The following is a 14,288-nucleotide window of genomic DNA, read 5'->3' on the forward strand; positions in this document are numbered from 1 at the left end:
CTAATATTCCATTTTTTAACTATCAAAAGCAGTATTAAAGAAAAGATTACAATTGTATATTTAATAGTTAAAATCTAATTACAGTAATAATATGAGTTTTAACATTAAAAAAAGCATCGATTAATTACAAAATTCGTAATTTTACGTTCCAAATTTTATTAAATAATCAATGGATTCTCATTTCGAAATGAACGAGGTAACAAGAAAACTACCCAAACATTTACACAAGTTTGTAGTAAAGCAACCTTATGATGAATATACTGCTCAAAATCAAGCTGTTTGGAGGTACGTTATGCGAATGAATATTGATTATTTAAGTAAAGTTGCGCATAAATCTTATATTCCAGGATTAAAAAAAACAGGAATTTCTACAGAGAATATTCCAAGAATGGAAGGTATGAATCGAATCTTAAAAGAAATTGGTTGGGCAGCTGTTTCTGTAGATGGTTTTATTCCGCCAAATGCCTTTATGGAATTCCAAGCTTATAACGTTTTGGTGATTGCGTCTGAAATGAGAACCATAAATCATATTGAATATACACCAGCACCAGATATTATTCACGAGGCTGCAGGTCATGCACCTATTATTGCAAATCCAGAATATGCAGAATATTTAAGGCGTTTTGGAGAAATTGGTAGTAAAGCCATTTCATCTGCCAAAGACTATGAAATGTATGAAGCCATCCGCTTGTTATCTATTTTAAAAGAAAATCCGAATTCTACCCCAGAACAAATTCAGGAAGCTCAAGAAAAAGTAGAATGGTTGCAAGAAAATATGGGCGAATTGTCGGAAATGGCAATGATTAGAAATTTACATTGGTGGACAGTTGAGTATGGTTTGATTGGAACTTTAGAAAATCCTAAAATTTACGGTGCAGGATTACTCTCTTCAATTGGCGAAAGTGCTTGGTGTTTGCAAGAAAAGGTTAAAAAACTACCTTATTCTATTGAGGCTGCCACAATTAATTTTGATATTACAAAGCCACAACCTCAGTTATTTGTAACCCCAGATTTTGCGTACTTAAGTCTGGTTTTAGATGAATTTGCTAATACAATGGCATTAAGAAATGGAGGTTTACATGGAATTAAAAAATTAATAGATTCTAAAAATATTGGTACTATAGAGTTAACAACAGGTGTTCAGATTTCAGGAAATTTTGATAGTGTTATTCAATTTAAAAATAACAAAGTTGCTTATTTTCAAACCAAAGGAAAAACAGCTTTAGCGAATAGAGATAAAGAATTGATTGGCCATGGAACCCAAAAACATACAAACGGATTTGGAAGCCCAATTGGTAAATTAAAAGGAATTAATTTGCCAATAGAAGACATGAGCCCTAGAGATTTAAAAGCTTACGGAATTTACGAAGGTGAATTTATGACCTTAGAATTTGAAAGTGGTGTTGTTTTAAAAGGAAAAGCAATTACTGGAACACGAGATTTACGAGGTAAAATATTAATCATCACTTTTGATGAATGTACAGTTACTTATAAAGATAAAATTCTTTTTAAACCAGAATGGGGATTGTATGATATGGCTGTGGGTAAGGAGGTAATATCTGCTTACGCAGGTGCTGCAGATGTAAATTCTTTTTCAGATACTAACAAAGTGTCAGAGGTAAAAACACATAAAATAACATATTCCGAAAAAGAGAAAATGTTGTATGCTTTGTATGCTGAAGTTCGTAAAATGCGAGAAGAAAATTCATCCACAGAAAAAAAAGTAGCCGCAATATTTTATCAATTAAAAACAACCTTTGCTAAAGATTGGTTATTACTATTAGAAATTTATGAACTAGCGTTAAAGAATAATTTTTCTTTACAAAAAGAAATTTTAGAGGTTTTAAATGATTTAAAAAGTAATAAAAGTTACACAAATCTTATTGAAAATGGTTTAAATTTGCTGACAGTTAAACCAAAATAATATGGGGTTATTTGATATTTTTAAACGAAAAGATATGAGTGTAGAAATTAAAGAATATTTAGAAAAAGGAGCCGTAGTTTTAGACGTAAGAACGCAACAAGAATGGAATGAAGGGCATATTGCTGGCGCAAAGCATATTGTGTTAAATTTAATACCTGTTGAGGTTGACCAAATTAAATCTTGGAAAAAACCAATAATTGCAGTGTGTAGAAGTGGAGGAAGAAGTGGCCAAGCTACTCAGTTTTTAAAGCAAAATGGTGTAGATGTTATAAATGGTGGCCCATGGCAAAACGTAGCAGAGCACATTAAATAATCAGCTCTTTTAAAATTTCATAAAAGGAAATTGAGTAGTGATTTTGTCTTTTTTTAAAGATAAATTTCTCAAAAAAAGTTGATGTTTTTCTGATTTTTCATGAAAAGGTTTATGTAAAATTCCTTTTTGAATGGTGTCAATTTCTTTTAGAATTGGTATGGTTTTGTCTGAAAACCAGGTTTTTGTAAATTTATCCCAAATATAATTGATGGCAGTTGTATTTGGGTGAATCATATCTTCTGCATAAAAACGATAATCACGCAATTCATCCATCATAATCTCATAAGATGGAAAGTAGTGGATGTTTTTTCTTTGATTAACAACACCATGAATTCCTGCAATTAAATGGCTTTTACTTAATGTGTTTTCTGTAAAACCGTCTTTTAGATGCCTTACAGGAGATACTGTAAAAAGAATGTTGATGTTTTTATTGACTGATTTTAAAAGCACAATTATAGATTCTAGACTTTCTATGATTTCATCAATAGTTAACAGTTCTTTTAAGAATTTTTTTTGTGGAATTTTATGGCAATTTGCCACGATGGTATCTTTTTCTATAAATCGATAAACCCAAGCAGTGCCTAATGTAATAATGATGTGTGATGCTTCTTTTACTCTTGAGTAAGTTTTAGAAATCTCATAATTTAAGTTTTTTAAAAGTTCATTTTTGTTTGTTGAACTTAAACTGGAATGTGCATCAAAACAATGCCAACGTTCATTTTGATAAATAACATCTTCTTTAGTGTATTCTTTTTCATTAATTACATTTGTAATAAACCTTTCTATTGCCTTTGGATGGAATAAAATACCAAATGGATTTTGTGTAGACTGAAATTTAAAATAGTCGAATTTTTTTCCAATATTTTCAGAAAAACAAGAACCTAATAATAAAAGTTTTGAACGATAATCAATTTGATTTCTGGTTTCTTTTTGTAGTGGAATATTGGTTTGGAGCTTCATGTTAGTGCCAATTTCAGATCAATATAATTTTGTATGGTAAAAATACTGAAATTTGATGGTTAATCTAGACCTCTAAAAATTACGTATTCATTTATAATTAAAATACTTTGCGTATTATTAAAAAAATATCAATACTTCAAAAGCTTTTTTGTTTTAGAAATTCCTCGAGTTTGATAATGTACAAAGTAATTCCCTGATGGTAAAGATGAAATATCAACTCGAATAGAATGTTGAATAGAACTGTATTTTTGATGAGTAATGGTTTTAATAACAGCACCCAAAGAATTAAACAATGTAATCTTTAATGGCTCATTAGTACCAAAAAATTTAATATTTATAAAATCTGTAGTTGGGTTTGGATATACTTTTATTTCTGATGTTGATAGTAATACATCATCTGTAGAAAGCGCAGCAGAACAACCCGATTTAAATAGTGGAAGCGCATCAAATTCATCAAATAAAATAGAATTAGCTTCTTGTTTGCTTGCACCTAGCCAATCTGTTAAAACGGTACGATATACGTTTCTGAAATCATATTGCATTTGCACACCTTCATTGTCATCTACCTGTGTGTCAATTTCTGGAGCATCACCTAAAACTTGATTTTTAGCACAATTACCAAACACAAATAGAGGTGCAGCAGTTCCGTGATCTGTACCTAAACCAGCATTTGATCGAATTCTTCTTCCAAATTCAGAATACGTCATACCTAAAACGCGATCATCAATATTTAATAAATTTAAATCATCTTGAAAAGCAGCCATAGCATCAGACAATTCTTTTAATAAATTAGCGTGTTTACCCGTATTTGTTTCACCTGCAACAACTTGATTATCATGATTGTCAAAACCACCAATTTGTACTACATAAACCTTTGTTTTTAAACCGCCAGAAATTAATTTGGCAACTTGTTTTAACTTTTCTGAAAGTTTAGAACTTGTATATTTTGTTGATAAATTATTTCCAGAATTTGCCGCTTTTTTAAGTACATCTGCATAAGCGTTGGTTTGTTTTATGGTGTCATTTACAAAGTTTAAGGCATCACCATAACAGTTGTTCGGAATGTTTCCTGTATTAGAAACTAGTGCAGTTCCTGGGTTTTCAGGATCTTCTATAGCCATAGAAAAGTTTACACGGGTTCCTTGGCATGTTTCAGAAACTACTTTTCCAATAGTTATGGCAAACGGATCTGGATTGTTTTCATTTGGATAATTTTCTGGAAATGTAGAATGATTTACATCAAAAAAACGACCAATCCAACCCGAAGAAATGTACTCATTTTCATCAGAAGCTGAGTTCCAAATATCTGTAGATCTAAAATGAGAGCGATTCTGATTTGGATACCCTACATTTTGTATAATTCCTAATTTTTCTTGATGCCAAATTTTTTGAATTCCTAAAAGTTCAGGATGCAATCGAGTACTGCCATTTATTGTTAATAATTCTGATTCAGGAATAATAATATTAGAGCGTACAGCTTGTAAATTATCATATTGATTTAAATCAAAAATAGTATTTAATCCATCATTTCCACCTTGTAACTGAATCAATACTAATACATTATCGTTCTCTGTAGAAAATTGATACGATTTGGGTTGATTTTGAGCAAAAACAGGAAATCCACTTAATGCAATTGGTAAAGAAGCTGAAGCTATTGAGCTTAGTTTTATAAAATCTCTACGGTTTAACTTTTGATACTTCTTCATAATTACATGATTTGAAATTCAGACATTTGAACCATCACCGCAATTAAGCTTCTTAACTTTTTGTCTACAGATAAAGCTGTGGCAATATTTGATGTATTTGCCAAATAGTCAGAATATTCAACGGTCCATTCAAAATCGGGTAATCCCGGAATTAAAATATCTTTTAAACTAGTAATTTGATCTTCGGTAATTGTATAATTAAATAATTGATTAGCCAATTCTGAGATTAATATATTTGGGTTTGATGCATTTGTAATTCCTGCTGCAATTTGCAACACAGGTACAAGAGGAGGTACCGTATATTTTTTTTCATCAATAATTAAATCTCCACCAGTAACTAAAATTCTACAGTAATCTAACCTTTTAGGCAGTAGAAAACTATTGACCCAACTTTTGTAATACAAAGGAGCTTGGTAGTAGGCTTTCCAACCTGCAACATCAGGATGATGAAAAATAGATTGATTTAAATCTGTACAAGCTAAATACAATACCATTGCAAAATCATACTCTTCTTTTAGAGATGTTTTAGGCGCAGATACCATGAGTGATTTTGTTGCGGAAAACATTAAATCTATAGGGCTTTTTACCATACAAAACGTGTTATCATAAAAATGCTCTGAAGATAAAAGTACTTTTAAAGCAGGCGCAATTTCGTAATTATGATCTCTAATAATTTTAGCTAAAGGTGCTATGATGTTGGTTTCAATAGTTTGTGTAATTTCATGGTTTACGAACCAAATATATAATTGCCTCATAATAAATTTTGAACATTCATCTTGTTCAAAAATTTTATCAATTAAATCTTTGTATTCGTTTTCGCCATTTTCTGTAATTACAGCACTATCAAATCGATGAGATAATGTTTTGTTACCTTTTGCATGATGCCAATTCCCAAAATAAGAGTTGTTAGCGTCTTCGTGTTGAATCCATCTTGCTTTCCAACCAGTAAGCACTTTTGCCATTTGTTTTACATCTTCTTCTGTGTAATTGGTATAATCTCCATTACCAATTGCATCACCCTTACCCACAGTAAAAAGTTCTAATAACTCTCTAGAATAATTTTCATTAGGCGCTTCATCTGTATTTTGATTCCCACTCAAATAAATCAACATATTTGGGTCTATAGTAATTTGTTTAGTGAGCTCTTTAAAGTTACCAACGGCATTTTTTCTGATGGTGTTTATGTAGTAAAACTCTCTATGCGGATTGGTGTTTTCTGCAACAAAATGGTTGTGCCAAAATAAGGTTAGTTTTTCTCTGATAGAAATACCAGCATCTTGCATCTGTAAAAAAGACCAAGCATACAGTGAACGGTTTCTATATCTTAAAATTCTATTTCTATCTTGATTTGTGTCTACTTTTGGATAAGGATGTGCATTTACCCAAGTTTCTCCGTAATTTACATCTGGGTCGTTTACTTCATTTCTATTCGTGCCATCTAACTCATATTTAAGTGGTGGTTCAGGTAAAGGCTTTTCTTCAAAAAGTTTATTGATGGTTGCTGATAAGCCTAGTGAAACGGATTGTTTTGTTAAGGTTTGAGATACTCCAAAAGAAGTTCTTTTGAGCAAATGTCTGGCTTCTTTTGCAGACCAATTTCCTACATATGTATCTAAATATGGCATAAATTTTTAGTTTTTAATTTGATAAAAACTAATAGGATAGATACCAAATTTAACTTAAAAAAATACAACAAGCAAATACAGAGTAACTTATGCTAATACTTTAAAATATATGTGATTTATTTTTAGAATAAAAATGAGCTAATTTGCCAAATTCCATAACCCAAAACTACCAATACCACTAATATTGTAATCAGAAGTAAGGTAAATGTAAATTTGTTTTTTACTCGTTTCAAACTAGTGAATGATTATATCAGATACTCTTTCGCCTTTTCTAAAGCTTTAGGAATTCCGCCAGGATTTTTACCACCAGCAGTTGCAAAGAAAGGTTGTCCTCCTCCACCTCCGTGAATTAATTTACCCAATTCTCTAACCACTGTTCCTGCATTATAACCACGTTCGTTTGCTAATTCTTTAGAAATATAACAGGTTAATAGTGCTTTTTCTTTTGTTGGAGCAGAAGCAAATAATAAAAATAAATTTTGATATTCTTTACCCAAGCCAAAAGCAAGATTTTTAATTCCATTTGCATCTAAATCTACTTTAGTAGCTAAAAACTGCACTCCGTTAATTTCTTGTAATTGATTTTTAATTTCTCCTGATAAATTTTGTGCTTTTTCCTTTAAAAGTTGCTCAACTTGTTTTTGTAAATCAGCATTTTCATCTTGTAATTTTTGAATTGCTTTTACAGGATCTTTTGCGTTGTTTAATACATCTTTTACTTCGAATAAAGTTCTGTTATTATCAAAATAAAAATCTTTAACAGCATCATTTGTAATGGCTTCAATTCTTCTGATTCCTGCAGCAACAGCACTTTCAGATTTTATTTTAAAATGCCAAATATCACCAGTGTTTTTTACGTGTGTACCTCCACAAAGTTCTATCGATTTTCCAAATTTAATGGCTCTAACAGTATCTCCATATTTTTCGCCAAACAATGCCATTGCTCCATCTGCAATTGCTTTTTCCATGGTAATATTTCTACTTTCTTCTAAAGGTAGTTTGCCAGAAATACGAGCATTTACAAAGTTTTCTACGTCACGCAATTCATCAACAGTTAATTTAGAAAAATGAGAAAAATCGAAACGTAAATATTTAGAATGTACAGCAGAACCTTTTTGCTCTACATGTGTGCCTAAAACCTCTCTTAAAGCTTGGTGTAATAAATGAGTTGCAGTGTGGTTACACTCAGTTCTATGACGTTGTTTTTCATCAACAACAGCTTTAAAAACATCGTTTACATTTTTAGGTAAATTTTTAGTAAAATGAATAATTACATTGTTTTCTTTTTTGGTATCAACAATATAAATCACATCACCATTTACGTTTTCTAAATAACCTTTATCACCAACTTGCCCACCACCTTCTGCATAAAAAGGAGTTAAATTAAAAACGAGTTGATACATTGTTCCGTCTTTTTTAGAAGTAACTTTTCTGTATCGTGTAATTTTTACTTTGGCTTCTAAAAAATCGTAACCAATAAATTCTTGAACAGCATCATCTACTAAAACTGTCCAATCTTCTGTAGACATTTCACTTGCTGCACGAGATCTATTTTTTTGTTTTTGCAATTCTGCTTCAAAACCTTTTTCGTCTAGAGTATATCCTTTTTCTGATAAAATTAAAGCAGTTAAATCTATAGGAAATCCGAAAGTATCATACAATTCAAATACTTTATCACCAGAAATTTCTTTAGTTTTTGCTGATGCAATAATACCATCTAACAAAACCAAACCTTGATCTAAAGTGCGTAAAAATGAAGTTTCTTCTTCTTTAATTACGTTTTCTATCAGTTGTTTTTGGGCTTTTAATTCTGGGAAAGCAGTACCCATTTTATCACTTAAAACGGCTACCAATCTATAAATAAATGGTTCTTTTTTATCTAAAAATGTAAAACCATATCTAACAGCACGTCTTAAAATTCTACGAATTACATAACCTGCACCTGTGTTGCTTGGTAATTGACCATCAGCAATAGAAAAAGCGACAGCTCTAACATGATCAGAAATTACACGAATTGCAATATCTTGTTGCTCGTTTTTACCATAAGAAGTATTTGTTATTGTGCCAATTTCGCTAATAATTGGTGTAAAAACATCAGTGTCGTAATTCGATTGCACGTTTTGTAAAACCATACACAAACGCTCAAAGCCCATACCTGTATCTATATGTTTGTTTGGTAATTCTTCTAAAGAACCATTTGCTTTTCGGTTGTATTGCATAAAAACCAAGTTCCAGATTTCTACAACCTGAGGATGATCTTCATTTACCAAAGATTTACCATCTACTTTTGCTTTTTCTTCTGCAGAACGAATATCTACGTGAATTTCAGAACAAGGTCCACATGGGCCTTGATCGCCCATTTCCCAAAAATTATCTTTCTTGTTACCTTTTAAAATACGATCTTCAGCAATAAATTGTTTCCAAATATCATAGGCTTCTGTATCCATTTCTAAATTGTCAGCATCATCAGATCCTTCAAAAACAGTAACGTATAAAATGTCTTTATCAATTTTATAAACTTCGGTTAACAATTCCCAAGCCCAAGCAATAGCTTCTTTTTTAAAATAATCGCCAAAAGACCAGTTGCCTAACATTTCGAATAAAGTATGATGATAGGTATCGTAACCCACTTCTTCTAAATCGTTATGTTTACCAGAAACACGCAAGCATTTTTGCGAATCTGTAATTCGATTCTTTTTCGGAGTTCCATTTCCTAAAAAATATTCTTTAAACGGAACCATACCAGCATTGGTAAACATTAATGTTGGGTCATCTTTTGTAACCATTGGTGCAGAAGGAACTACTAAATGAGATTTTTCTTTAAAAAAGTTTAAAAAAGTAGCGCGAATTTCTTGAGATTTCATAAAAAAGAAGTTTCCAACAAGTTGGATTTTGTTAATTTATTTTTAAAAAACTGCGTAAAAAAAAGCAGTTATAAAACATTTTGTAGATTTGTAAGTTAATTATAGTGATTGTTTAACAGTAAATCTATAAAAACGTACACAAAAATACTATATTTAGTAATATGGCAAAAGTAAAATATTATTATGATGAGGATACGCTTTCTTACAGAAAAATTACTGTAAAAAAGACGGATTATTATCGCAAAATACTGTTTAGCTTTTTGGGAGTGATTTTGATTGCTTTTTTTGGTTTTATTGGTTTCAGCCAAATTATAATGTCTCCTAATGAGCGCGCGCAACAAAGGGAGTTAGAAAACTTAAAATTTCATTACGAGTTATTGAATAAAAGAATGGAAGAGAGTTCTATGATTTTATCGCAACTGCAAGAAAGAGATAACAATATTTATCGAAGTTACTTTGAAGCAAATCCAATACCAGAAGAGCAGCGTAAAGCGGGTTTTGGAGGTGTAAACAGATATAAAAATTTAGATGGTTTTGAGAATTCTGATTTAATTAAAAAGCTCACAAAAGAAGTAGATATTTTATCGAAACAAATGGTGGTACAATCTAAATCTTTAGATGAAATTGTAGCGTTAGCAAAAGAAAAGAAAGAAATGTTAGCATCAATTCCGGCAATTATTCCAATTAAAAAAGGAGATTTTTATGTGGCCTCTGGTTATAAAATGAGAATGCACCCCATATTAAAAATAAATAAATTCCATAAAGGAATGGATTTTACAGCGCCAAAAGGGACACCAATATATGCGTCTGGAGATGGAACTGTAAGTTTAGCACAAAGAAGCACTACATTTGGTAAAGTAGTTTTTATAGAACATGGTTATGGATACAAAACAGTTTATGCTCATATGAGTAAAATGGCTGTAAAAAGACGCGATAAAGTAAAAAGAGGAGATTTAATTGGTTACGTGGGCAACACAGGCTTATCAGTAGCACCACATTTACATTATGAAGTGCATAAAGATGGTAGAGCTGTAAACCCGATAAATTTTTATTACGGAGATTTATCTTTAGATGAATTTGCAACCCTACAAAGAACATCTGAAGAAAGCGAATCTTATGATTAATCTATAATAGTTTCTAAAAACATTTGTTTAAAACTATTTCAATCAACTTTTCTTGTGCTATTAAGATTTTTATTTAGTTTTGATTACTGATTACTGATTACTGATTACTGATTACTGATTACTGATTACTGATTACTGATTACTGATTACTGATTACTGAATAATGCATATAGATTTACCAGAAAAACGATATTACAAGATTGGCGAAGTTGCCAAAGCTTTTGATGTAAACACATCGCACATTCGTTTTTGGGAAAAAGAGTTTGATATTATCAAGCCTAAAAAAAACGCAAAAGGTAATCGCTTATTTACACAAGAAGATATAAAAAACTTCAAACTCATTTATAACTTAGTAAAAGAAAGAGGGTTTACTTTAGAAGGAGCAAAATTAAAATTGAAGAAAAACCCAGACAGTGTTTTTAACAATCATGAAATTATAGCTAGGTTAGAAGCTGTAAAAGCAGAATTGCTTAAAATTAAAAACTCATTATAGTTTTACAATTCATTACATCACTTTTAAGACTAAGAAAAACTTCGTTTTATTGTTAAAGTTGATGCTCTAAACAGAAAAAAATAGTCATATCAACAGTTGAAAAATCTATAGATTAAGGTTGATCAGCTTTAAGAGGTTGTAGTTGCACTTTTAAAATGTCTATTTTTTTACGTAAGTTTAACAGGTGTTTGGTTTTTAGGTACTTAAAGTGATATTGCATAAAATCAACAAAAAAAAAGCAGAAATAAGAATTTTAGTGTAAGCAATTCTAATGCTAAAATGCTTTGAATTACAAAAAAAGTTGCCAATGAAAAGTATATGGAATAAATAAAAACATAAAATACTAGAGAAATGAGTAACTTATTGAACATTAAAAAGGAAATTGAAAAATATGCTGATGAATCTAATTTAACAGCGTTGCAAATCGTAGAAAAGTTAGAGAAACATTACTTTAATAAAAAAGTAAATAACAATTTAAAACTCTACAAAAAGGGAAAGAAAAAAGTAAGTGAAATAACTAGAGACTTAAAAATATCTCCTAGAAAATTTTATGCCATTTTACAGAAAAAAAATATTCAACACAAAAAATACAATAAGCAAGTAAATTTATGAATGTTAAAGATAAAGTAGTTGTTATTACAGGAGCTGGTTCAGGTATAGGAAAAGCAACTGCCATTCATTTTGCAAAATATCAAGCTATTGTTGTTGTTTCTGATATTAATTTAGAAAAAGTAGAAAAAGTTGCTCATAAAATTGTAACAAATAAAGGAAAAGTTCTACCAATAAAAGCAAACGTTGCGCAGTATAAAGACGTAGAAAATTTAATTGCAAAAACTGTCGAAAAATTTGGGAAGTTAGATGTAATGGTAAACAACGCAGGTATTGGTCCGCATTTATTAAAAACACATGAGGCAACTCTACGAGATTGGGATAGAGTAATTGCGGTAAATCAAACAGGTGTTTTTTATGGTATGAAAGTAGCATTAAATCAATTTTTACAGCAAGGTTATGGTAATATTGTAAATGTTGCATCTTTAGCAGGTTTAAAAGCGTTGCCCAATAATATTAGTTATAGTGCAAGTAAATTTGCTGTTGTTGGGATGACAAAATCTGTGGCTAAAGAGTATGCTACAAAAAACATTAGAGTAAATGCAGTTTGCCCTGGTTATACAGCCTCTCCATTATTAAATCAACTAATTAACTCAAAACCAGAAATGGATCGTATTTTAAAAAGCAGCATACCTATGCAGCGATATGGCAAAGCAGATGAAATTGCAGAAGCTGTTGTTTGGTTAGCCTCAGAGAATACAAAATTTATTACTGGTCAAACTATTACATTAGATGGTGGTACATCACTTTAATAGCTAAATATTCTTTAAATTTGAACAAACCAAAAATCAACATAAAAATTAAAAATTAGAAATTATGAAAAAATGGTTAATTCCTGTAATAATTATTTTTGTATTGGGATACGCCTTTTACAGTTTTGCAAAAGGATTTAATAATACTGCAGTTAAGCTAAATGAAGATATATCTGAATCTTGGGCAAATGTAGAAACAGCTTACCAACGAAGAAACGATTTAATTGGAAATTTAGTAAAAACAGTACAAGGAGCTGCAGATTTTGAAAGAGGAACTTTAACAGATGTTATCAATGCAAGAGCTAAAGCAACATCAATAAATATAGATCCTTCTAAAGTTACACCCCAACAATTGGCAGATTTTAATAAAGTTCAAGGAGGTTTAAGTGGGGCTTTGAAAAGTCTCTTAGTTACTGTTGAAAGGTATCCAGATTTAAAAACAAATCAGAACTTTTTAAAATTACAAGACGAATTGGCAAGTACAGAAAACCAAATTTTAACCGCTAGAACTCGTTTTAACGAAAAAGTAAAACCTTATAATAATCACGTTAAAACTTTTCCAAATTCCATTTTGGCAGGTTGGTTTAATTTTGAAGGTAAACCTTATTTTCAAGCAGAAGCTGGAGCAGAAAAACCGGTTGAAGTAGATTTTAGTAAAAAATAACAATGTCTAAAGTAGAAGAATTTCTTACAAAACAACAGGAGCAAGATATTATTGAGGCAATACGAATAGCAGAGCAAAACACGTCTGGCGAAATTCGTGTACATATTGAGGCTTCTTCAGATAAAGATCACTATGAGAGAGCTTTAGAGGTGTTTCATTTGTTAAAAATGTACAATACAAAAGATAAAAATGGAGTACTCATTTATGTGGCAGTACACGATCATAAATTTGTGATTTGTGGTGATAAGGGAATCAACGAAGTTGTACCCGAAGATTTTTGGAACACAACAAAAGACAGCATACAACATCATTTTAAAAAAGGTGATTTTAAACAGGGTCTTGTTGATGGGATTTTAAAAGCAGGCGAAGAATTAAAAGCTCACTTTCCATGGCAAATTGATGATGAAAATGAACTGTCTAACGAAATTTCTAGATAATTAATGAATTTTATAAAGTTAACAAAAGCGTTCATCCTTTTTGCAGCATTTTTCTTCACTCAAATAGTTCTTGGGCAATTTACCATACCAGAAAAACCAAAATTTCAAACAAGTATTTACGATTATACAGAGTTGCTTTCTAAGAACCAAAAGTTAAGTTTAGAAAATAAATTAGTGCGTTATTCAGACTCTACATCAACACAAATTGTAGTTATTGTTATTGAAACTACCAAAAATGAAAGTATCGGAATTCTTACACCAAGATGGGCACAAAAATGGGGTATTGGACAAGAAAAAGAGGATAATGGAATTTTAATTTTATTAGCTGAAAATGATCGAAAAATATGGATTTCTCCTGGTTATGGCATTGAACCGATTCTAAGTGCTGGAATTATAGGAGATATTACAAGAAATATCATTATTCCCGAATTTAAAAAAGGAGATTATTACAAAGGTTTAGATAAAGGAGTTGATTACATTTTTAAAGCTTTAAATGGAGAGTTTAAAGGTACTCAAAAAAAAGAAGCAAAAAGTTTTGATTCTGGTGTTATCATTTTTGTAATTATGATTATCATCTTTTTTATCATCATTTCTAGAGGAAATAGGAACAATAGAGGTGGAGGAAGAGGTTACAGAAGACGTTCTGCAGGAGCATCACTTTTAGAAGCCATTATTTTAAGTAACGCTGGTAGAGGTGGAGGAAGTTTTGGTGGTGGATTTGGAAGTGGTTCATCTGGTGGCGGTTTTGGTGGCGGTTTTGGTGGTGGAGGCTTTAGTGGTGGTGGAGCAGGTGGTAGTTGGTAAAATTTAAAACAAA

13 protein-coding genes are annotated in these 14,288 nt (G+C 30.9%); 9 read left to right on the forward strand and 4 right to left on the reverse strand.

Features of this window, described 5'->3' with window-relative positions:
• The first annotated feature begins 169 nt into the window (after positions 1–169).
• Together ACW9UN_RS04010 and ACW9UN_RS04015 are read left to right on the forward strand one after the other, a co-directional pair.
• On the forward strand, positions 170–1,924 hold the full coding sequence (locus ACW9UN_RS04010; RefSeq protein ID WP_459484099.1) for an aromatic amino acid hydroxylase: 1,755 nt from the start codon (positions 170–172) through the stop codon (positions 1,922–1,924).
• Positions 1,925–1,958: 34 nt separating this feature from the next.
• A complete protein-coding gene (locus ACW9UN_RS04015) occupies positions 1,959–2,237 on the forward strand; it encodes a rhodanese-like domain-containing protein (protein ID WP_459484101.1) in 279 nt (92 codons plus the stop codon).
• Positions 2,238–2,246: 9 nt separating this feature from the next.
• On the opposite strand, the gene ACW9UN_RS04020 is transcribed toward ACW9UN_RS04015, so the two are convergent.
• From ACW9UN_RS04020 to alaS, 4 genes are all read right to left on the reverse strand, one after another.
• Positions 2,247–3,197: a GSCFA domain-containing protein gene (locus ACW9UN_RS04020; RefSeq protein ID WP_459484104.1), complete on the reverse strand. Its 951-nt coding sequence runs from the start codon at positions 3,195–3,197 to the stop codon at positions 2,247–2,249.
• Positions 3,198–3,325: 128 nt separating this feature from the next.
• Positions 3,326–4,903 carry a T9SS type A sorting domain-containing protein gene (locus ACW9UN_RS04025; RefSeq protein WP_459484105.1) on the reverse strand — a complete coding sequence of 526 codons (1,578 nt, stop codon included), beginning with the start codon at positions 4,901–4,903 and terminating at the stop codon, positions 3,326–3,328.
• 2 nt (positions 4,904–4,905) lie between these two features.
• A complete protein-coding gene (locus tag ACW9UN_RS04030) occupies positions 4,906–6,528 on the reverse strand; it encodes a DUF1800 domain-containing protein (protein ID WP_459484107.1) in 1,623 nt (540 codons plus the stop codon).
• A 245-nt stretch (positions 6,529–6,773) separates the two neighbouring features.
• Complete coding sequence (gene alaS, locus ACW9UN_RS04035) at positions 6,774–9,392, reverse strand: alanine--tRNA ligase (protein ID WP_459484109.1); 2,619 nt, start codon at positions 9,390–9,392, stop codon at positions 6,774–6,776.
• Between the two features lie 161 nt (positions 9,393–9,553).
• On the opposite strand from alaS, the gene ACW9UN_RS04040 reads away from it, so the two are divergent.
• From ACW9UN_RS04040 to ACW9UN_RS04070, 7 genes are all read left to right on the forward strand, one after another.
• Positions 9,554–10,516, forward strand: coding sequence for a M23 family metallopeptidase (locus tag ACW9UN_RS04040; RefSeq protein ID WP_459484111.1), 963 nt, complete (start codon positions 9,554–9,556; stop codon positions 10,514–10,516).
• Between the two features lie 163 nt (positions 10,517–10,679).
• Positions 10,680–11,009 carry a MerR family transcriptional regulator gene (locus ACW9UN_RS04045; RefSeq protein WP_459484113.1) on the forward strand — a complete coding sequence of 110 codons (330 nt, stop codon included), beginning with the start codon at positions 10,680–10,682 and terminating at the stop codon, positions 11,007–11,009.
• A 351-nt stretch (positions 11,010–11,360) separates the two neighbouring features.
• Positions 11,361–11,621 carry a hypothetical protein gene (locus tag ACW9UN_RS04050; protein ID WP_459484115.1) on the forward strand — a complete coding sequence of 87 codons (261 nt, stop codon included), beginning with the start codon at positions 11,361–11,363 and terminating at the stop codon, positions 11,619–11,621.
• Positions 11,618–12,370 (forward strand): SDR family NAD(P)-dependent oxidoreductase, encoded by a 753-nt coding sequence (locus tag ACW9UN_RS04055; RefSeq protein ID WP_459484116.1) that lies wholly within the window; start codon positions 11,618–11,620, stop codon positions 12,368–12,370. The genes ACW9UN_RS04050 and ACW9UN_RS04055 overlap by 4 nt, the downstream gene beginning before the upstream one ends.
• 64 nt (positions 12,371–12,434) lie before the next feature.
• The gene (locus ACW9UN_RS04060) at positions 12,435–13,034 is read left to right on the forward strand and encodes a LemA family protein (RefSeq protein WP_459484118.1); all 600 of its coding nucleotides are present in this window, start codon (positions 12,435–12,437) and stop codon (positions 13,032–13,034) included.
• Positions 13,035–13,036: 2 nt separating this feature from the next.
• Positions 13,037–13,471, forward strand: coding sequence for a TPM domain-containing protein (locus tag ACW9UN_RS04065; RefSeq protein ID WP_459484120.1), 435 nt, complete (start codon positions 13,037–13,039; stop codon positions 13,469–13,471).
• Between the two features lie 3 nt (positions 13,472–13,474).
• On the forward strand, positions 13,475–14,275 hold the full coding sequence (locus tag ACW9UN_RS04070; RefSeq protein WP_459484122.1) for a TPM domain-containing protein: 801 nt from the start codon (positions 13,475–13,477) through the stop codon (positions 14,273–14,275).
• The last annotated feature ends 13 nt before the right edge of the window (positions 14,276–14,288 follow it).

The sequence above is a fragment of the Polaribacter litoreus genome (assembly GCF_054584775.1).

Bases quoted from the DNA above. Each gene is read 5' to 3' on its own strand.
- ACW9UN_RS04030 (WP_459484107.1), bottom strand. From the start codon at position 6,528: ATGCCATATTTAGATACATATGTAGGAAATTGGTCTGCAAAAGAAGCC.
- ACW9UN_RS04010 (WP_459484099.1), top strand. From the start codon at position 170: ATGGATTCTCATTTCGAAATGAACGAGGTAACAAGAAAACTACCCAAA.
- alaS (WP_459484109.1), bottom strand. From the start codon at position 9,392: ATGAAATCTCAAGAAATTCGCGCTACTTTTTTAAACTTTTTTAAAGAA.
- ACW9UN_RS04015 (WP_459484101.1), top strand. From the start codon at position 1,959: ATGAGTGTAGAAATTAAAGAATATTTAGAAAAAGGAGCCGTAGTTTTA.
- ACW9UN_RS04040 (WP_459484111.1), top strand. From the start codon at position 9,554: ATGGCAAAAGTAAAATATTATTATGATGAGGATACGCTTTCTTACAGA.
- ACW9UN_RS04055 (WP_459484116.1), top strand. From the start codon at position 11,618: ATGAATGTTAAAGATAAAGTAGTTGTTATTACAGGAGCTGGTTCAGGT.
- ACW9UN_RS04020 (WP_459484104.1), bottom strand. From the start codon at position 3,197: ATGAAGCTCCAAACCAATATTCCACTACAAAAAGAAACCAGAAATCAA.
- ACW9UN_RS04070 (WP_459484122.1), top strand. From the start codon at position 13,475: ATGAATTTTATAAAGTTAACAAAAGCGTTCATCCTTTTTGCAGCATTT.
- ACW9UN_RS04045 (WP_459484113.1), top strand. From the start codon at position 10,680: ATGCATATAGATTTACCAGAAAAACGATATTACAAGATTGGCGAAGTT.
- ACW9UN_RS04050 (WP_459484115.1), top strand. From the start codon at position 11,361: ATGAGTAACTTATTGAACATTAAAAAGGAAATTGAAAAATATGCTGAT.
- ACW9UN_RS04060 (WP_459484118.1), top strand. From the start codon at position 12,435: ATGAAAAAATGGTTAATTCCTGTAATAATTATTTTTGTATTGGGATAC.
- ACW9UN_RS04025 (WP_459484105.1), bottom strand. From the start codon at position 4,903: ATGAAGAAGTATCAAAAGTTAAACCGTAGAGATTTTATAAAACTAAGC.
- ACW9UN_RS04065 (WP_459484120.1), top strand. From the start codon at position 13,037: ATGTCTAAAGTAGAAGAATTTCTTACAAAACAACAGGAGCAAGATATT.